Here is a 20,939-nt window from a genome sequence, read left to right as displayed (position 1 = left end):
CTGCTGCGGCGGCGGGGGGTAGCCGCCGGGCGGGGGCGGCGGGTAGCCCTGCGGCGGGCCGTAGTTCGGCGGGGGCGGCGGGACCGCGAAGCCGGGCTGGGTCGGCTGGTTGTGCGGGGAGCCGTACGGGGGCTGCGGCGGGTGGGACATCAGAGCTTCTCCTCGCTCGCCTGGACGTACACCGCGCCCTGCCCGGACAGTTCCAGCTGGAACGCCTCGCCCGAGCCGCGGCCGATCATGTCGCGCCAGCCCAGTGCTGTGGACAGCTTGTTGCGCACGTCGCCGCGGTGCGCCACGTACGCCTGGGGGTCGACGTGCACCGACTGGCCGGGGACGATCGGCAGCTCGAAGACGCCGCCGTGGGCCATCACCGCGACCGAGCCCTGGCCCTCCAGCTTGGTGGTGAACAGGCCCTGCCCGGTGACCTGGCCGCGGACCATGCCCATCACCCCGCCCTGCGAGCCCATGAACATGGTGGACTGCCGCAGCGTGCCCTCGAAGGCGAGCAGCCGGTCCGCCTCGACGTAGAGGGTGTCGCCGAACAGGTCGATCACGTGGACGTGGTGGCCGCCGTGGCCGAACATCACCCGGCCCTGGCCCTCGACGGTCATCAGCGGGGTGTCCTCGTTGGCCACCCGGCGGCCGATCATCGACATCACGCCGCCCTGCCCGCCGGTGATGTTCGGCGTGAAGCGGACGTCGCCGCTGTACGCGAGCATCGCGCCGCGCTGGCTGAACAGCCGCTGCCCGGGTAGGACCTGGGCCTCGACCATCTTGCCGTTGATCTTCGTGAAGCCCATCAGACGTCGCCCCCGATGGTGACCTTCTCGGAGGGCTGGACGTACACCAGGCCCTCGCCGGTGAACTCGATCTGGACGGCCTCGCCGCCGCCCTCGCCGATGATCGTCGTCCAGCCCGCGCCCGACTTCAGGCTGCGCTGCAGGGTGCCGGTGTGCGCGACGTACGCGCCCGGGTCCACCCGCAGCGGCATGCTCTTGTCGACCCGCAGGATGACGGCCGGCCCGTTGGAGGTGACGGCCGCCCAGCCGTGGCCCTCCACCTTGGTGGTGAACAGGCCGTTGCCGGAGGACATGCCGTTGAGCCCGGTGAAGCTGGTGCCGGTGTGCAGGGTCGACTCGGTGCAGAGCAGGTTGTCCGATTCGACGTACAGCGTCTCGCCGTTCAGCCGGACCAGATTGATCTCGGTGGCCTTGTCGGCGAAGTAGCAGGTGCCCTGTCCCTTCACCTCCATGACCGTCATCTTCTCGCCGGTCAGCCGGCGGGTGACCATGCCGCGCAGGCCGTCCCCGCCGCCGGTCAGTTTCTTGAAGGCCATCTGCCCGGTGTAGGCGACCATCGAACCGTTTCGCGCCTTGACGGCGTCCCCGCCCAATTCGACGGCGAGCACGCGCGATCCCTGGAGTCTGAACTGTGCCACGGCCGCAATCTAGCCGCTGCGGCCGTGGTCCGGGGAGGGTGCGCGGGCCAACTGGTACCGGCCTGCGACAAACGCGCCGGTCAGGCCGGGGCGCGCGCCCCGCTCAGGCTCGGGCGTGCGCCCCCTGTCCGGGGCGCGGAACGGTGCCGGCCGCCTGCTCGACCTCCAGCAGCGAGGCCGAGTGGCGCTCCGCCTCGAAGGCCACCACGCCGCCGCGCAGTCCGAACAGGCGCTTGGAGAGCATGATCCAGAGCACTGCCGCGATGTTCAGCACCAGGGTGCAGACCTTGAGCGCGCTGACGTGGTGGCTCAGCTCGTAGCCCTCCAGGGGGAGGAAGGCCGCGGTGGCGACCACCGTCAGGTACTCGGCCCAGCGCTTGTTCAGCCACAGGCCGACCGCTTCGACGATCTCGATCACCGCGTAGGCGATCAGGGCGCCCGCGACGATCAGCAGGGTGCTCTTCTTGAAGTCGAAGGTCTTGCGGATGGTCTCGACGATCGGGGCGTGTTCGAGGTCCCAGTGGAAGTGGTCGGTGACCGGCCTGAAGACCGTGAGGTTCTCGTCGAACACCCGGTGCACCGCGTCCTGGCTGTTGGAGAACTTCCACACGGCCCAGGCGACGACGATGATCAGCAGCCCGCGCAGCACCCGTTCGACGGCCAGGAAGCGCAGGATGAACAGGTCCCGCAGCGCCTTGCCGCGCGGCACCAGCGGCGCGTCCTCGGCCGGGCCGGAGCCGTGCGGGTCGCCCAGCGCGAAGTCGCCGCAGCGCAGGCAGCGCCAGGCGTCGCCGAGGGCGGTGGAGGCGTGCAGCCGGGAGGCCAGTTCGGGTTCCGTCGGCGCGTAGGTGGTGTGACCGCGCCTGGCGCAGGTCCTGCGGTCCCAGTCGAGCTTGAGCATGTGGCGACTACCCCCGTGTGCGATGCGTCGGCGCCCGGATCGGTGGGCGCGCGGGCAGCAGGATAGGGGTTCCCGGTGACGGGCGGTCGCGCTCGGAGGCGTTCCGGCACACAGCTGTGACAGGGCGGGCGGGCGCTGTGAGATCGGGCACGGTGGCCACCCCCGGCCGGGGGTCCGTCCGTGTGCTCGGCGATAATGGCCGGAATGCTTGTGAGTTGCTTCACAAGCGCGCCCGCGCCGCCGACCCCCGTATTGAGGTATCCATCGTGAACAGCAGCGCCGTCCACCGCCTGCGCCTGGTCTCCGGCCCCGAAGGGGTCTCCTTCATCCTGCTGCTGATCTGCTCGGTGCTGAAGCGGACCACCTCGTTCGACGCCGTCCCGGTGATGGGCATGGTCCACGGCGTCCTGTTCATCCTCTACGCGGTCTTCTGGATCCAGGCCTGGCAGGCGCAGAAGTGGGACGCCAAGCGCGGCGTCCTGATGTTCGTGCTCGCGGTGCTGCCCACCGGCGGCTTCTTCGCCGAGCGGATGCTCGCCCGCGAGGAGCGGGGCGAGCCGAAGCCCGCCACCGCCTGAGCCCCGGCGTCATCGTGGACGGTCGACAGGCTGCCGCGGCCTCCTCTCCCAAAGGGCCGCGGCAGCCTGTCGCCGTTTCTTACCGGGGGTGGCTCGGGCCGGTCCTGCCGGCGGCTCGCGCCGGGGCCGGTCGGGGCGTGCCGGGCACGCCCTAGTTGACGTTCACCGCGCTCCAGGCCGCGGCGACCGTGTTGTACTCGGTGCTGCTCGCGCCGTACAGGTCGGTGGCGGCCTTCAGGGTCGCGGTGCGGGCGGCCTTGTAGTTGGTGGTGGAGGTCATGTAGACGGTCAGGGCGCGGTACCAGATCGCGGCCGCCTTGGTCCGGCCGATGCCGGTCACCGTCGAGCCGTTGGAGGTCGGGCTGTTGTAGCTGACCCCGTTGATGACCTTCGCGCCGCTGCCCTCGGCGAGCAGGAAGAAGAAGTGGTTGGCGACGCCCGAGGAGTAGTGGACGTCCTTGTTGCCGACGGTGGAGGACCAGTTGTCGGCCGAGGCGCCGTCCTTGGAGGGCTTGTCCATGTAGCGCAGCGGGGTGCCGTTGCCGTTGATGTTGAGCTTCTCGCCGATGAGGTAGTCCGGCGGGTCGGCCGGGAGGTTGGCGGACCACTCGACCATGGTGCCGAAGATGTCCGAGGTGGCCTCGTTGAGGCCGCCGGACTCGCCGGAGTAGATCAGGCCGGCGGTGGCGGAGGTGACGCCGTGGCTCATCTCGTGGCCGGAGACGTCGATGGCGGTCAGCGGGTGGGTGTTGCTCGCGCCGTCGCCGTACGTCATGCAGAAGCAGGAGTCGTCCCAGAACGCGTTGACGTAGTTGGTGCTGTAGTGGACGCGGCTCGCGGCGCCGACGCCGTTGTTCTTGATGCCGTTGCGGCCGAAGGTGTTCTTGTAGTAGTCCCAGGTCGCCGCGGCGCCGTACTGGGCGTCGACCGCGGCGGACTCGCGGTTGGAGGGCGTGCCGTTGCCGAAGCTGTTGGTGGTGTTGCTGAAGAGCGTTCCGCTGCCCGAGGTGCCGCCCTTCAGGTCGGTGGTGGACTGGTTGCCCCGGGAGGCGTCCTTGAGCTGGTAGTTCGAACCGCTCTGGGTGGTGGTCAGCGTGACGGTGCCGACGTTGACGCCCTTGCCGGTGCCGGTGGCGGTCTGCACCTTCTCGTCGCTGGCGAGCACCTGGCCGGTGGCGGCGTCGGTGATCACTTCCTGGCGGCTCGGGGTGCCGTCCGAGCGCTGGCCCGAGACCACCGTGCGGTGGGCCAGTCGCGGGGTGCCGTCGGCGGCCCAGACGACCAGCTCGGGAGCGCCGGCGCCGTCGACCCGGCTGAGCGCCGCCCCGTCCGCGTCGGCGGTGATGCCGACGGTCGCCCGCACCGCGGCGGTGGCCGCCTCGGCGGCCTGCGGCGCGGCGAGGCCCGGGGTGAGGCTGGGAACCGACAACCGGCCGGCGAAGGCCTGGTCGACGGACTTCACCGAGCCGTCGGCCTTCTGGTGGACGACCAGGTCGCCGCCGATGACCGGCAGGCCCGCGTAGGTCCGGTCGTACCGCAGGTGGCGGGTGCCGTCCTTGTCCACCACGACGTCCTTGGGCACCAGCTTCTCCTGGCCGCCGAGGGCGAGGGCCTGGGCGACCGGGGCGCTCTGCCCGGAGGCCAGCGCCAGCAGCGCGGACTGCTGCTGGGCCGGCGAGGGGGCGGCGGCCTGGGCGGGGGCGGCGGCGATCTGGATGACGCCGGCCAGCAGGGCGGTGGCGGAGAGTACGGCTCCGACAGTCAGCTTTCGCTTCACGTGCGGGGGTTCCTTCCACGAGACCCGCGGGTGCGTGCGGGTGCGCCGCGTACCGGGGCGCCGGGGTTGGCGCCTTGGGGCGGTAGGGCGCGGACGTGCCGGTCCCGTGCGGTTCCTGACGCTCCGCCGGGTGTGGGTGGGGGCGGCGGAGGGTCGGACGGGACTTGGTCAGAAGCATGACAATCGTTGGCAGGGATGGACAGGGTGCCTCCGGGGATTGGCCAGGAACCGCCAATCCCGGTACGGATGGTTCGGTTGCCGCCCGCTGCCCGGTTTCGGTGGTTCGTCCCCCTGGCGGGACTCCGCCAGCCGCCCGGCCTTGACAGCCCTCCGCAACGGCCGGACGCCCGGGCCCTCCCGATGGAGGTCCCGGGCGTCCGGTGCGCCTGTGCGGTGCGTCAGTTGACGTTGACACCGCTCCAGGTGGCGGCGACGGCGCTGTACTCGGCGCTGCTCGCGCCGTACAGGTCGGCGGCGGCCTTGAGGGTGCCGGTGCGGGCGCCCGCGTAGTTGGTGGTGGAGGTGAAGTAGGTGGTCAGCGCGCGGTACCAGATCTGCGCGGCCTTGTCCCGGCCGATGCCGGCGAGGGTCGAGCCGTTGGAGGTCGGGCTGTTGTAGCTGACGCCGTTGATCGTCTTGGCGCCGCTGCCCTCGGACAGCAGGTAGAAGAAGTGGTTGGCGACGCCGGACGAGTAGTGGACGTCCTTGTTGCCGACGGTGGAGGACCAGTAGTCGGCCGAGGCACCGTCCTTGGACGGCTTGTCCATGTAGCGCAGCGGGGTGCCGTCGCCGTTGATGTTGATCAGCTCGCCGATGAGGTAGTCCGGGTTGTCGGCGGGCAGGTTGGCGTAGAACTCGACCATGGTGCCGAAGATGTCCGAGGTGGCCTCGTTGAGGCCGCCGGACTCGCCCGAGTAGTTGAGGTTGGCGGTGGCGGAGGTGACGCCGTGGCTCATCTCGTGGCCGGCCACGTCCAGCTCGGTCAGCGGGTGGGTGTTGCTCGTGCCGTCGCCGTAGGTCATGCAGAAGCAGGAGTCGTCCCAGAACGCGTTGACGTAGTTGGAGCCGTAGTGGACCCGGCTCGCGGCGCCGACGCCGTTGTTCTTGATGCCGTTGCGGCCGAAGGTGTTCTTGTAGAAGTCCCAGGTCGCCGCGGCGCCGTACTGGGCGTCGACCGCGGCGGACTCCGCGTTGGAGGCCAGGCCGTTGCCGAAGCTGTTGGTGGTCTTGGCGACCAGGGTGCCGGAGCCGGAGGTCTTGCCCTTCAGGGTGTAGGTGGCCTGCCCGCCGCGGCTCGCGTCCTTGAGCTGGTAGCTCGAACCGCTCTGGGTGGTGGTCAGCGGGACGGTGCCGACGAAGACGCCCTTGCCGGTGCCGGAGGCGGTCCGGACCTGCTCGTGGCTGGAGAGCACCTGGCCGCTCGCCGCGTCGGTGACCAGCAGCTGGCGGCTCGGGGTGCCGTCGGCGCGCAGGCCCTCGACCGTGGTGCGGTAGGCCAGGCGCGGGCTGCCGTCGGCGGCCCAGACGACCAGCTCGGCCTTGCCGGTCTGGTGGACCTCGGTCAGCGGGGACTCGTCCGCGTCGGCGGCGATGCCCACGGTGGACTGCACGGCGCCGGTCGCCTGGGCGGCGGCCTGGTCGGCGGGGATCTGCGGGGTGAGGCTCGGCAGCGCGAGGGTCGCGCCGGTCGCCTTGTCCACGGAGGTGGTCGAGCCGTCGGCCTTCTGGTGCACCACCAGGTCCCCGCCCAGGACCGGGAGGCCGGCCAGGGTGCGCTCGTAGCGCAGGTGGCGGGTGCCGTCGGCGTCCACCACGGCGTCCTTGGCCACCAGTTGCTCCTGGCCGCCCAGGGCCAGGGCGTGCGCCACCTTGCCGGCCTGGCCGTTCGCCAGGGCGATCAGGTCGGCACGCTGCTGCGCGCCCTGGGACTGCGGGGCGGGGTCCGCGACGGCCACGGCGCTCACCTGGACGACGCCGGTGAGCAGGGCGGTGGCGGAGAGTACGGCGACTGCGGCGAGCTTTCGCTTCACGAACGAGTCCTTCCGGGAAACCGCGAACGGACGCGGTCGCGCGGCGTTCCGGGGGGCCGGGCCGGCACCTGAGGGGCGGAACGAGCGCTGACGTGCAGGTCCCCGTGCGGTCGGAGCGGCTGTGCCACCGGTGGGTGGGGGTGGTGGCTACCGAACGGGTTGGCCGAAAGCATGACAATCGAGCAAATCAAATGACAGGTCTTGCTCATGAATTGGCCAAGTCCCGCCACGGCCGGGGAATGTGAACGGGCGGACGAAAGGGAGGAATCGCCCGGCCTTGCAGCGGGTTGCTGTCCGAACCGAGGCCTGGTGGCACGGCGCCGGGCCGATCGGAGGTCAACCCCGGTGCGCCGGGAGCCCGTTGTCGCGCGTTCACATCGACGCAATGTCCTGGTATGGACCTGGCCGTCCGATTGGCGGGTTCCCGCCACGTGTTGCGCTTGTCCACCATCAGGACGCCTGGTAACACGCGTCCCGTCCGCCGGTACGGTAAGGAGGTGGCCAAGCCCCTCGCTCTCGACTTCGACCCGATCGCCCGCGCCGACGAGCTGTGGACCCGCCGCTGGGGCGCGGTCCCCTCGATGGCGGCGATCACCTCGGTCATGCGCGCCCACCAGATCCTGCTCTCCCGGGTGGACGCGGTGCTCAAGCCGTACGGGCTGACCTTCGCCCGCTACGAGGCCCTGGTGCTGCTGACCTTCAGCCGGACCGGCGAGCTCTCGCTCTCCAAGATCGGCGAGCGGCTCATGGTCCACCCGACCAGCGTCACCAATACCGTCGACCGCCTGGAGCGGGCCGGCCTGGTCGCCCGCCGGCCCAACCCGCTGGACGGCCGCGGCGTGCTGGCCACGATCACCGGGCGCGGCCGCGAGGTGGTCGAGGAGGCGACCGGGCGGCTGATGGCGATGGAGTTCGGGCTGGAGGAGTACGGCGAGGAGCAGTGCCGCCAGGTCTTCGATCTGCTCAGGCCGCTGAGGGTGGCCGCCGGCGACTTCACCGATCCGGGCGAGGGGGCTGCGAAGGGGACGGCGTGAGGGCGGCTACCCTCGTTGGAGCGGTGCGCGGATCCGGGCGTACCGGCCGATACTGCCGAGCGACGCGAGGAAGATCATGAAGGCGACCCCCCTGCTGGGCTGGTACCGGGCCCTGGCCGTTGCGACCGGTGTGGCGCTGCTGGTGTTCTGCGGCTTCATGGTCGCGAAGTACGGCTTCGGCGCGGCCGAGGACGTGACCACGTACGTCGCGATGCTGCACGGCTACCTCTACATCGGGTACTTCGTGGTGACCTTCCTGCTCGGGCAGAAGCTGAAGTGGCCGATGGGCCGGCTGGTGCTGACCCTGGCGGCGGGCTGCATCCCCTTCCTCTCCTTCGTCTTCGAGCGCAAGGTGGCCCGCGAGGCCGCCGAGAAGCTCCCGGCGGGCGGCGCCGCCCGCCAGCCGGCCGGGGTCTGAGCCCCGCCGCCCGCGCCGCCGAGAGCGCCCCTCCCCGACCAAGGGGGAGGGGCGCTCTCGGCGTTTCGTGGGCCTTCGGAGTGGATTCCGGGCCGTGCGGGCGGTCGTCCATCGACAAGTGCTAGGACGTCCGAGTAAATTATTAGGACGTCCTACTAGTTGCGCCGCCCGTCGCCGTGGCGGCCGTACGGAGCGGAGTTCGGGGTCATGGACGCCGAGGAGATCGAGCGCGGCCGGCAGCGCTGGCAGCAGCGGTACGACAAGGCCCGCAAGCGGGACGCGGACTTCACCACCCTCTCCGGTGACGAGGTCGAGCCGGTCTACGGCCCGCCCGCCGGGCAGGCCCACGAGGGTTTCGAGCGGATCGGCTGGCCGGGCGAGTACCCGTACACCCGCGGCCTGCACCCGACCGGCTACCGGGGCCGCACCTGGACCATCCGCCAGTTCGCCGGCTTCGGCAACGCCCAGCAGACCAATGAGCGCTACCGGATGATCCTGGACGCCGGCGGCGGCGGCCTCTCGGTCGCCTTCGACATGCCCACCCTGATGGGCTACGACTCGGACGACCCGAAGTCGCTCGGCGAGGTCGGCCACTGCGGCGTGGCCATCGACTCGGCCGCCGACATGGAGGTGCTGTTCGACGGCATCCCGCTCGGCGAGGTCACCACCTCGATGACGATCAGCGGCCCGGCCGTGCCGGTCTTCTGCATGTACCTGGTTGCCGCCGAGCGCCAGGGCGTGGACCCGGCGGTGCTCAACGGCACCCTCCAGACGGACATCTTCAAGGAGTACATCGCGCAGAAGGAGTGGCTCTTCGCCCCCGAGCCGCACCTGCGCCTGATCGGCGACCTGATGGCCTACTGCGCCGAGGGCATCCCCGCGTACAAGCCGCTGTCGGTCTCCGGCTACCACATCCGCGAGGCCGGGGCGACGGCCGCGCAGGAGCTGGCGTACACCCTCGCGGACGGCTTCGGCTACGTCGAGCTGGGCCTGTCCCGCGGCCTGGACGTGGACGTCTTCGCGCCCGGCCTGTCCTTCTTCTTCGACGCGCACCTGGACTTCTTCGAGGAGATCGCCAAGTTCCGCGCCGCGCGCCGGATCTGGGCCCGCTGGATGCGCGACCGCTTCGGCGCCAAGACCGACAAGGCGCAGTGGCTGCGCTTCCACACCCAGACCGCCGGCGTCTCGCTGACCGCGCAGCAGCCGTACAACAACGTGGTCCGCACCGCCGTGGAGGCGCTGGCCGCGGTGCTCGGCGGCACCAACTCGCTGCACACCAACGCCCTGGACGAGACCCTGGCGCTGCCCTCCGAGCAGGCCGCCGAGATCGCCCTGCGCACCCAGCAGGTGCTGATGGAGGAGACCGGCGTCGCCAACGTGGCCGACCCGCTGGGCGGTTCCTGGTACGTCGAGGCGCTGACCGACCGGATCGAGCAGCAGGCCGAGGCGATCTTCCAGCGGATCCTCGACAAGGGTCGCGAGGACCATGAGATCGGCCCGATCACCTCCGGCATCCTGCGCGGCATCGAGGAGGGCTGGTTCACCGGGGAGATCGCCGAGGCGGCCTTCCAGTACCAGCAGTCGGTGGAGAAGGGCGACAAGCGCGTGGTCGGCGTCAACTGCCACCCGCGCAGCGTCACCCCCGAGCTGGAGATCCTGCGGGTCAGCCACGAGGTCGAGCGCGAGCAGGTCCGGGCGCTGGGCGCGCGCAAGGCGGCCCGGGACGAGGCGGCCGTCCGCGCCGGGCTGGACGCCATGCTGGCGGCGGCCCGCTCGGGCGCGTCGATGATCCCGCCGATGCTGGACGCGGTGCGCGCCGAGGCGACGCTGGGCGAGATCTGCAACGCGCTGCGGCAGGAGTGGGGGACGTACCAGGAGAACGCGATGTTCTGAGGCCGAGGCCGAGGCCGGAGCGGAGCCGCCGTACGGGACCGGGATCCCGTGCGGCGGCTCCGCCGTGCGCTCAGCCGGCGAGCAGCGGTCCGAGCAGCAGGTCGGTGAAGCGGCGGGTCCACTCCGGGGTGATCGGCTCGCCGCTGACCAGGACGCGGTGCTCGACGGTGCCGGCGATGGTGTCGAAGATGATGTCGACCTCCTCGCGGGCCGAGTCGGCGTCGCAGTCCGCTCCGAGTTCTCCGCGCGCCTGGGCGGCCGCCCGGCCCTGGCGGACCAGCCGCTTCTGCGGATCCACGATGGACTCGCGGATCCGGCGCCGCAGCTGGCGGTCGCGGGTCCCCTCGGCGAACAGCGCGAGCAGCGCGGCCTGGGTCTCCGGGCGGGCCAGCAGATCGGCGAACTGGGCCACCACGGCCTCGATGTCGGCCCGCAGGCTGCCGAGGTCGGGCATCACCAGGTCGTCGAAGAGGGTGGCGACGGCGTCCACCACGAGCTCGTTCTTGGACGGCCAGCGGCGGTAGAGGGTGGTCTTGGCGACCCCGGCGCGGCTCGCCACGTGGCCCATGGTCAGTCCGCCCCAGCCGAGTTCGGCCAGCGCCTCGCGGGTGGCGTCGAGGATCGCGCGGTCGGCGGCGGCGCTGCGGGGGCGGCCCTTGGCCCGGGCGGCGCCCGCGGGTTCCGGGGTGGCGGCGGCCCGGTGGGGGGCCGCGCCGGCCGGGTCGGGGCAGGTCCGGGCGGTGGGCTCGGCGGGCTCCACGCTGTCCGGGCTCGCTGGGGGCTGGGCGGCCGGCACCGGGCCTCCTCGCGCTTTACTGGTAAGTAACTTGGGTGGGGTTGGTAACGGTAGCGACTGTTCGCCCGTTCGGGCAGCGGGGCGGCCCGGGAAAGTGGGGCAGGTCACGTCCCCGAACCGCCGGTGGGGCTTGCGGGCGGGGCACCGGCTCCAGTTACGCTACGACTCGTAGCGAAAGCAGTGACAACCAGGCGCCGCGTCCCGTGGGACGGGAGCGGCGCGGGCGCGGGTGGGGATCCGCGCCGAACGGTCCAGGCTACCGGGGGAGGGGCACCGCGCCCGGAATTCCGTGCCGCGCGGTCCGCGCGGGGCGACTTTCCGGAGGATGGTGCCCGCGAGCAGCGCGGACGGGGGAGGATGGTGCCATGCAGCCACGGAATTCGCGTCTCAACAGCTCCGCCCTGCGCGGCGCGGTCGACCTCGCCGCAGTGAAGGCGGCCGGTGAAGCCGCCCAGAAGGCCGAGCAGGCCCGGGCCGAGCGGGCCCGGCAGGCGGCCGCCGCCGAATCGGCCGGAGCCGCCCCCGCCCAGTCCGCCCAGCAGCTCGTCATCGACGTCACCGAGGACACCTTCGAGACCGAGGTCGTCCAGCGTTCCACCGAGGTGCCGGTCGTCATCGACTTCTGGGCCGAGTGGTGCGGGCCCTGCAAGCAGCTGAGCCCGATCCTGGAGGACCTGGCCGAGGAGTACGCCGGCCGCTTCGTGCTCGCCAAGATCGACGTGGACGCCAACCAGCTGCTTGCCCAGCAGTTCGGCATCCAGGGCATCCCGGCCGTGATGGCCGTGGTGGCCGGCCAGCTGGTGCCGCTGTTCCAGGGCGCGGAGAGCGCCGCCAACATCCGCAAGATCCTGGACCAGCTGATCCTGGTCGCCGAGCAGCGCTTCGGCGTGGGCGGCGGCGCCGCCGCCCCTGGCGAGGCCGAGGCCGCCGCGCCGCAGCGTCCCGAGGACCCGGCGCTGTCCGCCGCGCACGACGCGCTGGACTCCGGCGACCTGGGCGGTGCCATCCGGGCGTACCAGAACGTGCTGCTCGAGCAGCCGGGCAACACCGAGGCCAAGCTGGGCCTGGCCCAGGCCGAGCTGCTGAAGCGGATCGAGGGCCTGGACCTCCAGGCCGTCCGGGCGGCGGCCGCCGCCGACCCGAAGGACGTCGAGGCCCAGCTCAAGGCGGCCGACCTGGACCTGGTCGGCGGTCACGTCGAGGACGCCTTCGGGCGTCTGGTGACCACCGTCGGGCGGACGGCCGGCGAGGACCGGGACGCCGCCCGGCTGCGCCTGCTGGAGCTGTTCGAGGTGATCGGCCCGGAGGACCCGCGGGTCGTCGCGGCCCGTACGGCGCTGGCGCGCGTGCTGTTCTGAGTCCGGATCAGGTCCGCCGTCTGGCACGGCGGATGACCTGCGGTGTCGCTGGGGATTTGGCGACAATCCGGTCAACCGAACAGAGGTTTACCAAATCTTGATTTCACCCGCGGGTGGTCACCATGTGTGACCACCCGCGGGTGTTTCGCTGGTGTTTCCGGCGGATTTCGCCATCACGATTCCTTCAAGACGTCACACAGGGTGCGGCTCGGGTCGATTTCATGATCAACGTCACCTGGTGTTGCATTACCCGTCAGTAAGGAACCTCTTGTGCTTCGCCCGGGATTCAAGCACGATCGGCCACGCCCGGTCCCAGACTCCACCTCCGCCGACCCCGGTCGGCCACGCGGAGCGCGGGATCCCCACCGGGTGATCCGCCGGCCCCGGCCGGCGGGAGGGAGGGCAGGGGGGTATCCGCGGTCCCACGGCGGTTCCTGTCCTTCGACCGGCCGCGCGGCCCTGCGCGGTCGCTGGTTGTCGCTCGGGGGTGATCGCCGATGTCGTCGGTCCTGCCCGCCGCCCCGCAAGGTCGGCCGGTGCTCGGACGGGACGCCCGCTGCACGCGGGTCGCTCCCGCGTCCGACGACGCCCAAGGCGCTCTCCGCTACCGAGGACGTAGCTCTCTCCCATCCCAGGCCCCCACCGGTGCGGGACGCACCGCCGGGGAGCCGGAGATGTACGTCCTAGAAGGAGGACTCGCATGTCCCAGACCTACGGCAAGACCCGCTGGAAGCGCTTCGCCCTGGTGATGGTGCCGAGCGTCGCGGCCACCGCGATGGTCGGCATCTCGATCGCCAACAACGCGCTGGCGGCTTCGTTCAGTGTGTCCGGCCAGAGCTTCAAGGTCACCACGCCGGAGCTGCACGGCAAGAACTTCGCCCAGTTCGGCTCGATCGACGCGGAGACGAACGGCACTCCGCACCCGGTCGCCGTCTCGGCCTTCGACGAGGCCACCATCAAGGGCCTCTGCCAGTCGGTGGTGACCGACCCCAACGTCATCCCCCACCTGCCGTGGAAGCTGCCCAAGATCGTCCTGCGCCTGGAGGCCGGCAACAGCGACGACGTCCAGAAGCAGGTCTACGCCAAGAACCTGCTGATCGACCTCGACCAGCTGAACGCCGACGCCGAGTTCACCAACATCAACATCGGCCAGGACGCCTCGACCCTCAAGGGCTCGGCCACCCAGGGCTGGCAGTCCAAGCTCGGCGGCCTGCCGTCCGGGCAGACCGGCTTCGCCCAGGCCGCCGAGAAGGCCGACCTGTACAACGTGCAGCAGACCGCCTGGGCCACCTCGGCCGGCACCTTCAAGCTCCAGGGCCTGAAGCTCGCGCTGCACACCGACGGTTCCGGCGAGTGCTACTAAGCCGCTGACGGCGGCGGACCGGGCCCGGTCCGCCCGCCCCGACGGCACCTGCGGGACCGGGGACGGTGCGTGCGCCGTCCCCGGATCCCGTGTCTCGTCCATCCCCTCGTTCACACCATCGAGGAGCTGCACCGTGTCCAGCGCCCTTGCCTCCTACCGGCCCGCCGAGCACGAGAACCCCGCCCAGTGGCTGCGCCGGGTGTTCCGTACGTTCCGCCGGACGCGGCCGTACTACGGCGGTCTGCTGGCCATGATCGCCGGCGTCCCGATCATGTACTTCCCGTACGCCAAGCTCTCGCTGGGCGGCATGACGGTGGCCATGGCCACCACGGCGGGTGCCGGGTCACTGATCATCGGCGTGCTGCTGGTGGTGCTCGGACTGACCGCGTGGTTCCAGCCGGCCGTACGCGTCTTCGCCGGTATCGCCACCACCCTGCTGACGCTGGTCTCGATCCCGGTCTCCAACCTGGGGGGCTTCGGGCTGGCCCTGCTGCCGGGCCTGATCGGCGGCGGGCTGATGGTCTCCTGGGCCCCGCTGCCGGAGCCCGAGGCCGGAAAGGCCGCCAAGGGCCGGCGCTGGCGCCGGACCGGGAGCGGCGCCGGGGACGCGGCGGCCGGGAGCGCCGTCGCGCAGAGCGTCGCCACCGAGCCGGACGCCGTCGCGCAGAGCGTCGCCACCCAGCCGGACGCCGAGCCGATCGCCGAGCCGAACGCCGAGACCCGGACCGCTGCCGCGGCTGTCCCCGCGACCGTTACCGCGGCCGCCGAACCCGTCGCCGGAACCGCCGTCCCGAAGCAGGCCGGTGCCGTGGACCAGGAGGAGGCGCGGTGACCGGGCCGGCCGAGCAAGCCGACAACGGTACGACCGTTCCCGCGCAGCGCTCCGGCCGGCACGCGGCCCCGCGCACGCCCGTACGGGTCCGGCTGAGAGGCCGGGCGCTGGCGATGGCGGCGGTGCCGACCGCGCTGCTGATGGCCGCGGCCTACACGCCCAGCCCGGCGGTCGCCGAGTCCGCGGCGGGCAAGCCCTGCGGCACCGCTCCGGCCACCGTGCCGGACGTCGCGCCGATCGAGACGCCGGTGCCCAAGAGCGAGCTGCCGGAGCCGCCGCCGGGCCCGTCCACCGCGCCGAGCCAGGCCCCGACCACGGCGCCCCCGGCCGGTCCCTCGACCGACCCCGGCTCGGTGCCGACCCAGGTGCCGACCACCGCGCCCGCCCAGCAGCCCACCTCGCCGGTCAAGCCGTCGGCCGCCACCACCCAGCCGTCCGTCGCCGGTTCCGCCGTCGCCGGTTCCGCCGACACCGGCACGGCGGTCCGGAGCGGTCTGATCGACGACCTGGTCGGCGGCATCGGCCACCTGCTGAACCCGAACGCCGCGCCGGGCCCGACGCCGGCCACCACACCGGCGGCCAGCACGGCGCCGACCGCGCCGACCGCTCCGACGGCCCCGACCGCACCCGCCCCGAGCACGGGCACCCCGGCCCAGCCCGCCCAGCCGCAGGCCCGGGCCGCCGCCCCGCAGGCCGCGCCGCCCGCGACCCGGCCGGCCGACGACGAGCCCTCGCCCACCGCCGCGCCCACCGCCGCGCCCACCGCCGCGCCGAGCGGCAAGGCGACCGGCAGGCCGAAGCCGTCGGCGGACGCCTCGGCGACGCCCTCCGCGGGCGCCTCCGGCAGCCCGTCCGCCACGCCCACCGAGAACCCCAACTGCGATGTGGACGCCCGGTCCCTGACCGCCGGCGCGCCCGCCCCCGGGCACGTCGTCCCGGAGCAGAACTGGACCCTGAAGACCAGCCGGCTCGCCCTGCACGGCGCGACCTTCCACGGCGTCTACGACGTGAAGACCCCGACCGGCAGCAAGCGGGTCCTGAAGTTCGTGGTCGACAGCGTGGACATCGACAACCTCGACATGTCCACCCTGGAGGGCAACGGCGTCACCTTCCACGTCCAGGGCGCCCCGGGGTCCACCTCGACGATGCGCAAGGGCCCGGTCACCATGTACGTGGAGCGGCTGTCCGGCCACCTCTCCAAGGTGCTCGGCCTGCCGATCCTGATCGACCTGGGCGAGATCACCCTCACCCCGGACACCCTGCCGCGCTGGCTGTACGACCTGATCGGCGCCATCCCGATCCCGCTGGACCTGGAGCTGACCGGCGTCACCGCCAAGCAGGCCGGTCAGTTCGGCGGCACCCTGCGAATCCCCGGGATGCGCATGTTCAACGACGACGCGCCCTACAGCGACAAGTAGCGGCGGCGACGGGCGGCGCGGCCGACGAGCGGCGTGCGCCGCAAGGCCCGTGGGGCGGCCCTCCGGAAGGAGGACCGCCCCACGGGCGTTCGGGCCGGGCGGGCAGTCACTCGCTCCGGGTGCCGAGGTGGTGCACCTGCACCATGTTGGTGGTGCCGGGGATGCCGACCGGGACACCGGCGGTGACGATGACGGTGTCGCCCTCGCCGAGCCGGCCCAGCTTCAGCAGCTCCCGGTCGACCTGCGCGACCATCGCGTCCGTGGTGGCCACCTGCTCCGTCACGTACGCCTCGACGCCCCAGCTCAGCGAGAGCTGGTTGCGGGTGGCGGTGTCCGGGGTGAAGGCGATCACCGGGATCGGCGAGCGGTAGCGGGACAGCCGGCGGGCGGTGTCACCGGACTTGGTGAAGGCGACCAGCGCCCTGCCGTCCAGGAAGTCGCCCAGCTCGCACGCGGCGCGGGCGACCGAACCGCCCTGGGTGCGCGGCTTGCGGCCCGGGTTGAGCGGCTGGAGGCCCTGGGAGAGCAGCTCCTCCTCGGCCTTCTCGCAGATCCGGCTCATGGTGCGGACGGTCTCGACCGGGTACTTGCCGACGCTCGACTCGGCGGACAGCATGACCGCGTCGGCGCCGTCCAGGATGGCGTTGGCGACGTCGGAGACCTCGGCGCGGGTCGGGCGCGAGGCGTGGATCATCGACTCCATCATCTGGGTGGCGACGATGACCGGCTTGGCGTTGCGGCGGGCCAGGGTGACCAGCTGCTTCTGGACCAGCGGCACCCGCTCCAGCGGGTACTCCACGGCCAGGTCGCCGCGGGCGACCATGATGGCGTCGAAGGCGAGGACGATCTCCTCCATGGCCTCGACGGCCTGCGGCTTCTCGATCTTGGCGATGACCGGCACGCGGATGCCGACCTCGTCCATGACCTCGTGGACGTCCTTGACGTCGTCCGCGTTGCGGACGAAGGACAGGGCGATCATGTCGACGCCCAGGCGCAGCGCGAAGCGCAGGTCGTCCTTGTCCTTCTCGGACAGGGCGGGCACGTTCACGGCCGCGCCGGGCAGGTTGATGCCCTTGTTGTTCGAGAGCACGCCGCCCTCGACCACCACGGTCCTCACCCGCGGGCCGTCGACGCTGACGACCTCCAGGGCGATGACGCCGTCGTTGATCAGGATCGGGTCGCCGGGCTTCACGTCGCCGGGCAGGCCCTTGTAGGTGGTGCCGCAGATGTGCTGGTCACCGGGGACGTCCTCGGTGGTGATGGTGAACTCGTCGCCGTTGTCGACGGTCACCGGGCCGTTGGCGAAGGTCGCCAGACGGATCTTCGGACCCTGGAGGTCGGCCAGGACGCCGATGGCCTTGCCGGTGTCCTCCGAGACCTGGCGGACCTTGCGGTACCGCTCCTCGTGGTCCGCGTGGTTGCCGTGGCTCATGTTCAGTCGGGCGACGTTCATGCCCGCCTCGACGATGGCCTTCAGCTGTTCGTAGGAGTCCGTCGCCGGACCCAGGGTGCAGACAATTTTCGCTCGGCGCATATGGATCAGTCTATCCGTTCGTGTTATAGGTGCATTCGGCACGCACCGGGAGGAATCGCCGACGAAAAGTTCCGAGGAGTGAGACGGTTCCGTGTCAGTCCTCGGACTCCCGGCGTTCCCGGTGCACCAGGGCGAAGGCCTGTCGGGCGATCTCCAGCTCCTCGTCGGTGGGCACCACGGCGACCGCCACCCGGCCGTACTCGGGCGAGATGATCCGGGCCTCGCCGGACCGCACCGAGTTCAGCTCCGGGTCGACGGCGATGCCCAGTTCCTCCAGTCCCGCGGTGGCCGCCGCGCGCACCGGCGCCGCGTTCTCCCCGACGCCGGCGGTGAACGCGATCGCGTCCACCCGGCCGAGCACCGCGTAGTAGCCGCCGATGTACTTGCGCAGCCGGTGGACGTACGAGTCGAAGGCCAGCTTCGCGTCCGCGTCCCCCTCGTCGGCCCGGCGCATGATCTCGCGCATGTCGTTCTCGCCGCACAGCCCGCGCAGGCCGCTGCGGCGGTTGAGCAGGTCGTCGATCTCGTCCACGGAGAGGCCGCCGACCCGGTGCAGGTGGAACACCACGCCGGCGTCGATGTCGCCCGAGCGGGTGCCCATGACCAGGCCCTCCAGCGGGGTCAGGCCCATCGAGGTGTCCACGCAGCGGCCGCCGGCGACCGCCGAGGCGGAGGCGCCGTTGCCCAGGTGCAGCACGATCACGTTGACCTCGGCCGGGTCCTTGCCGAGCAGCCGTGCGGTGGCCCGCGAGACGTACTGGTGCGAGGTGCCGTGGAAGCCGTAGCGGCGCACCCGGTGCCGGTCGGCGACGGCCTTGTCGATCGCGTACCGGGCCGAGTACTCGGGCATCGAGGCGTGGAAGGCGGTGTCGAAGACGGCCACCTGGGGGAGGTCGGGGCGCAGCGCGCGGGCCACCTCGATGCCGGTGATGTTGGCCGGGTTGTGCAGCGGGGCGACCGGGATCAGCCGGCGGATCTCCCGGAGCACGTCGTCGGTGATCACGGTCGGCTCGGTGAACCGCAGGCCGCCGTGTACCACCCGGTGGCCGATCGCGGCCAGCTCGGGGGAGTCCAGCCCGAGGCCGTCGGCGGCCAGCTCCTCGGCGACGGCCTTGAGCGCGCCGGCGTGGTCCGGGAAGACCTGGACGGTCTCGCGCGCCTTGCCGCCGCGCGGGGTGTGCACCAGCCGCCCGCCGGTCTCACCGATCCGCTCGACCAGTCCGGCGGCCAGCTTGGCCCCGTCCAGCATGTCGATCAGCTGGTACTTCACCGACGAGGAGCCGGCGTTCAGCACGAGAACGCGGGTGCCTCCACTCATGCCTGCGGCTCCTTGCTGTCCGGTGTGCGGTCCTGGGACTGGATGGCGGTGATCGCGACGGTGTTGACGATGTCCTGCACCAGCGCCCCGCGGGAGAGGTCGTTGACGGGCTTGCGCAGCCCCTGGAGCACCGGCCCGACCGCGACCGCGCCGGCCGAACGCTGGACCGCCTTGTAGGTGTTGTTGCCCGTGTTGAGGTCCGGGAAGATCAGCACGGTGGCCCGCCCGGCGACCGGGGAGCCCGGCAGCTTGGTGGCCGCGACGTGGGCGTCCACCGCCGCGTCGTACTGGATCGGGCCCTCGACCAGGATGTCCGGCCGCAGCTCGCGGACCAGCTCGGTGGCCTTGCGGACCTTGTCGACGTCGGCGCCGGAGCCGGAGGTGCCGGTCGAGTACGAGAGCATCGCGACCCGCGGCTCCACCCCGAACTGGGCGGCGGTGGCGGCCGATTGGATGGCGATGTCGGCCAGCTGCTGGGCGTCCGGGTCCGGGTTGACGGCGCAGTCGCCGTACACCAGCACCCGGTCGGCCAGGCACATGAAGAAGACCGAGGAGACGATCGAGGCGCCCGGCGAGGTCTTGATCACCTCGAAGGCGGGCCGGATGGTGGCGGCGGTGGAGTGCGCGGCGCCGGAGACCATGCCGTCCGCGATGCCCTCCTGGACCATCAGGGTGCCGAAGTACGAGACGTCGGTGACCACGTCCAGGGCCAGTTCGACGGTCATCCCCTTGTGGGCGCGCAGCTTCGCGTACAGCTCGGCGAACTGGCGGCGCAGCGGGCTGGTGGCCGGGTCGACGATCCGCACCTGGGCCCGGTCGGCGGCCGGGTTCCCCCCGGCCTGGTGGCCGGGGGCCGTGCCCGCGTCCGGGAGGGCGATGCTCAGGGCCGAGGCCTTGCGGCGGACGGCGTCCACCTCGCCGAGCAGGGTGAGGTCGCAGATGTTGCGGCGCAGCAGGATCTCGGCGGCGCGCAGCACCCGCTCCTCGGTGCCCTCGGGCAGGACGACGTGCCGGCGGGCGCCCCGGGCGCGCTCCAGCAGCTCGTGCTCGAACATCATCGGGGTGACCCGATCGGATCGGCCGACCTCGATCAGGTTGGTCAACTCGGCGGTGTCGACGTGCAGTTCGAAGAGGCCGAGGGCGATCTCGGCCTTCCGGGGGCTGGCCGGGGTGAGCTTGCCCTCCAGGTGGGTCAGATGGGCGGCGGTGGGCCAGCTGCCCTCGGGGACGACGGCGACCGGGGTGCCGGGGGCGAGCCGGGCGGCCAGTGCCATCACGTTGGGGCCGGGGTGCTGGCCGAGCGTCAGCAGCACGCCGGCGATCGGCGGGGCGCCGGCGGCGTGCGCGGCCAGTGAGCCGATCACCAGGTCGGCGCGGTCCCCGGGGGTGACCACCAGCGCGCCTTCGGTCAGCGCGTCCAGGAAGGTCGGCAGCATGGCGCCGCCGAAGACGTAGCCGCGCACGTCCCGGGCGAGGCCGGCGGCGTCCCCGATCAGCACCTCGGCGCCGGTCGCCTCGACCAGCTGGGCGACGGTGGGCGCGGCCAGGGCCGGCTCCTCCGGGATGACGTAGGCGGGGACCGGCAGCTTCTCGGTGAGGGTGTGCCGGATCCGCTGCTCGGCGCCGGGGGAGACCCGGTTGGCGATCATCGCGAGGGTCTGGCAGCCGAGGTCGGTGTACGCCCGGTGGGCGTTGCGGACCTCGGCGATGACCGTCTCGGCGTCCGCGCCGTGCCCGCCGACCACGGGCAGCACGGCGGCGCCGAACTCGTTGGCCAGGCGGGCGTTGAAGGCCAGTTCGTCCGGGATGCTGGTGTCGGAGAAGTCGGTGCCGAGTACCAGCACGGCCTGGCAGCGCCGCTCCAGCGCGTGGAAGCGGTCGACCAGGACGGAGACCAGCTCGTCCTGTCCCATGGCGGCCTGGAGCGTGGCCGCCTCCTCGTAGGTGAGGCCGTACAGCTCGGTGCTCGGCAGGTCGATCCGGTAGCGGCCGTGCAGCAGCTCGACCACGTGGTCGGAGCCCGGCCGCCCGGGCGCGGCGGCGTGCACCAGTGGGCGGAACACCCCGACCCGGTCCACCTGGCGGGTGAGCAGTTCCATGACCCCGAGTTCGACCGCCTGGCGGCCGTCCCCCCGGTCGATACCGGTCACGTACACGCTGCGCGCCACGTGGGTGTCTCCGTCCCGTCGTCTCGGAAAGTGGTCATATCGACCATACCTTCGCACCCCGAACGGCCGTCCGCGAGCAGAGC

Annotated in this window: 17 protein-coding genes; 8 read left to right on the top strand and 9 right to left on the bottom strand. The window is 72.0% G+C overall.

Features of this window, described 5'->3' with window-relative positions; genetic code table 11:
• Positions 1-149: 149 nt before the first annotated feature.
• From ACFVVA_RS18875 to ACFVVA_RS18865, 3 genes are all read right to left on the bottom strand, one after another.
• The gene (locus ACFVVA_RS18875; RefSeq protein ID WP_387690867.1) at positions 150-800 is read right to left on the bottom strand and encodes an AIM24 family protein; all 651 of its coding nucleotides are present in this window, start codon (positions 798-800) and stop codon (positions 150-152) included.
• Complete coding sequence (locus ACFVVA_RS18870; protein WP_359899913.1) at positions 800-1,438, bottom strand: AIM24 family protein; 639 nt, start codon at positions 1,436-1,438, stop codon at positions 800-802. Before ACFVVA_RS18870 ends, ACFVVA_RS18875 begins: the two co-directional genes overlap by 1 nt.
• Before the next feature lie 103 nt (positions 1,439-1,541).
• Complete coding sequence (locus tag ACFVVA_RS18865; RefSeq protein ID WP_359899911.1) at positions 1,542-2,339, bottom strand: DUF2127 domain-containing protein; 798 nt, start codon at positions 2,337-2,339, stop codon at positions 1,542-1,544.
• 266 nt (positions 2,340-2,605) lie between these two features.
• On the opposite strand from ACFVVA_RS18865, the gene ACFVVA_RS18860 reads away from it, so the two are divergent.
• Complete coding sequence (locus ACFVVA_RS18860) at positions 2,606-2,917, top strand: DUF3817 domain-containing protein (protein WP_380348672.1); 312 nt, start codon at positions 2,606-2,608, stop codon at positions 2,915-2,917.
• 151 nt (positions 2,918-3,068) lie between these two features.
• Here ACFVVA_RS18860 and ACFVVA_RS18855 read toward each other — a convergent pair whose 3' ends face one another.
• Complete coding sequence (locus ACFVVA_RS18855) at positions 3,069-4,694, bottom strand: M4 family metallopeptidase (RefSeq protein ID WP_387690865.1); 1,626 nt, start codon at positions 4,692-4,694, stop codon at positions 3,069-3,071.
• 398 nt (positions 4,695-5,092) lie between these two features.
• A complete protein-coding gene (locus ACFVVA_RS18850) occupies positions 5,093-6,724 on the bottom strand; it encodes a M4 family metallopeptidase (protein WP_387690863.1) in 1,632 nt (543 codons plus the stop codon).
• A 497-nt stretch (positions 6,725-7,221) separates the two neighbouring features.
• Between ACFVVA_RS18850 and ACFVVA_RS18845 the strand changes: the two genes are divergently transcribed.
• The 3 genes from ACFVVA_RS18845 (at position 7,222) to ACFVVA_RS18835 (ending at position 10,069) form a co-directional block, all read left to right on the top strand.
• Positions 7,222-7,758 carry a MarR family transcriptional regulator gene (locus ACFVVA_RS18845; RefSeq protein WP_359899905.1) on the top strand — a complete coding sequence of 179 codons (537 nt, stop codon included), beginning with the start codon at positions 7,222-7,224 and terminating at the stop codon, positions 7,756-7,758.
• Positions 7,759-7,834: 76 nt separating this feature from the next.
• Positions 7,835-8,176, top strand: a complete 342-nt coding sequence (locus ACFVVA_RS18840) for a DUF3817 domain-containing protein (protein WP_359899903.1) — start codon at positions 7,835-7,837, stop codon at positions 8,174-8,176.
• 207 nt (positions 8,177-8,383) lie between these two features.
• A complete protein-coding gene (locus ACFVVA_RS18835; protein ID WP_387690860.1) occupies positions 8,384-10,069 on the top strand; it encodes a methylmalonyl-CoA mutase in 1,686 nt (561 codons plus the stop codon).
• Between the two features lie 70 nt (positions 10,070-10,139).
• On the opposite strand, the gene ACFVVA_RS18830 is transcribed toward ACFVVA_RS18835, so the two are convergent.
• Positions 10,140-10,691 carry a TetR/AcrR family transcriptional regulator gene (locus ACFVVA_RS18830; protein WP_359900018.1) on the bottom strand — a complete coding sequence of 184 codons (552 nt, stop codon included), beginning with the start codon at positions 10,689-10,691 and terminating at the stop codon, positions 10,140-10,142.
• A 539-nt stretch (positions 10,692-11,230) separates the two neighbouring features.
• On the opposite strand from ACFVVA_RS18830, the gene ACFVVA_RS18825 reads away from it, so the two are divergent.
• The 4 genes from ACFVVA_RS18825 to ACFVVA_RS18810 all read left to right on the top strand — a co-directional run bounded on the left by ACFVVA_RS18825 (position 11,231) and on the right by ACFVVA_RS18810 (position 15,836).
• A complete protein-coding gene (locus ACFVVA_RS18825) occupies positions 11,231-12,223 on the top strand; it encodes a tetratricopeptide repeat protein (RefSeq protein WP_387690858.1) in 993 nt (330 codons plus the stop codon).
• Positions 12,224-12,923: 700 nt separating this feature from the next.
• Entirely contained in the window at positions 12,924-13,586 is a 663-nt protein-coding gene (locus ACFVVA_RS18820; RefSeq protein WP_387690856.1) for a DUF6230 family protein, read from the top strand.
• 133 nt (positions 13,587-13,719) lie between these two features.
• The gene (locus tag ACFVVA_RS18815; protein ID WP_387690854.1) at positions 13,720-14,418 is read left to right on the top strand and encodes a DUF6114 domain-containing protein; all 699 of its coding nucleotides are present in this window, start codon (positions 13,720-13,722) and stop codon (positions 14,416-14,418) included.
• Positions 14,415-15,836: a hypothetical protein gene (locus ACFVVA_RS18810; RefSeq protein ID WP_387690852.1), complete on the top strand. Its 1,422-nt coding sequence runs from the start codon at positions 14,415-14,417 to the stop codon at positions 15,834-15,836. Before ACFVVA_RS18815 ends, ACFVVA_RS18810 begins: the two co-directional genes overlap by 4 nt.
• 106 nt (positions 15,837-15,942) lie before the next feature.
• Here the strand turns inward: ACFVVA_RS18810 and pyk are convergent, their stop codons facing one another.
• The 3 genes from pyk to pta all read right to left on the bottom strand — a co-directional run bounded on the left by pyk (position 15,943) and on the right by pta (position 20,856).
• Positions 15,943-17,370, bottom strand: a complete 1,428-nt coding sequence (gene pyk, locus ACFVVA_RS18805; protein WP_359899892.1) for a pyruvate kinase — start codon at positions 17,368-17,370, stop codon at positions 15,943-15,945.
• A 94-nt stretch (positions 17,371-17,464) separates the two neighbouring features.
• Entirely contained in the window at positions 17,465-18,688 is a 1,224-nt protein-coding gene (locus ACFVVA_RS18800) for an acetate kinase (RefSeq protein WP_387690850.1), read from the bottom strand.
• The gene (gene pta, locus ACFVVA_RS18795; RefSeq protein WP_387690849.1) at positions 18,685-20,856 is read right to left on the bottom strand and encodes a phosphate acetyltransferase; all 2,172 of its coding nucleotides are present in this window, start codon (positions 20,854-20,856) and stop codon (positions 18,685-18,687) included. Before pta ends, ACFVVA_RS18800 begins: the two co-directional genes overlap by 4 nt.
• Between the last annotated feature and the right edge of the window lie 83 nt (positions 20,857-20,939).

The organism is Kitasatospora sp. NPDC058048 (genome assembly GCF_042885555.1).
In the GTDB taxonomy this organism is placed as follows: domain Bacteria; phylum Actinomycetota; class Actinomycetes; order Streptomycetales; family Streptomycetaceae; genus Kitasatospora; species Kitasatospora lactacystinica.
This window is presented reverse-complemented; position numbering and strand designations above follow the sequence as displayed.

Bases quoted from the DNA above. Each gene is read 5' to 3' on its own strand.
- ACFVVA_RS18875 (WP_387690867.1), bottom strand. From the start codon at position 800: ATGGGCTTCACGAAGATCAACGGCAAGATGGTCGAGGCCCAGGTCCTA.
- ACFVVA_RS18825 (WP_387690858.1), top strand. From the start codon at position 11,231: ATGCAGCCACGGAATTCGCGTCTCAACAGCTCCGCCCTGCGCGGCGCG.
- ACFVVA_RS18865 (WP_359899911.1), bottom strand. From the start codon at position 2,339: ATGCTCAAGCTCGACTGGGACCGCAGGACCTGCGCCAGGCGCGGTCAC.
- ACFVVA_RS18800 (WP_387690850.1), bottom strand. From the start codon at position 18,688: ATGAGTGGAGGCACCCGCGTTCTCGTGCTGAACGCCGGCTCCTCGTCG.
- ACFVVA_RS18835 (WP_387690860.1), top strand. From the start codon at position 8,384: ATGGACGCCGAGGAGATCGAGCGCGGCCGGCAGCGCTGGCAGCAGCGG.
- ACFVVA_RS18820 (WP_387690856.1), top strand. From the start codon at position 12,924: ATGTCCCAGACCTACGGCAAGACCCGCTGGAAGCGCTTCGCCCTGGTG.
- ACFVVA_RS18840 (WP_359899903.1), top strand. From the start codon at position 7,835: ATGAAGGCGACCCCCCTGCTGGGCTGGTACCGGGCCCTGGCCGTTGCG.
- pyk (WP_359899892.1), bottom strand. From the start codon at position 17,370: ATGCGCCGAGCGAAAATTGTCTGCACCCTGGGTCCGGCGACGGACTCC.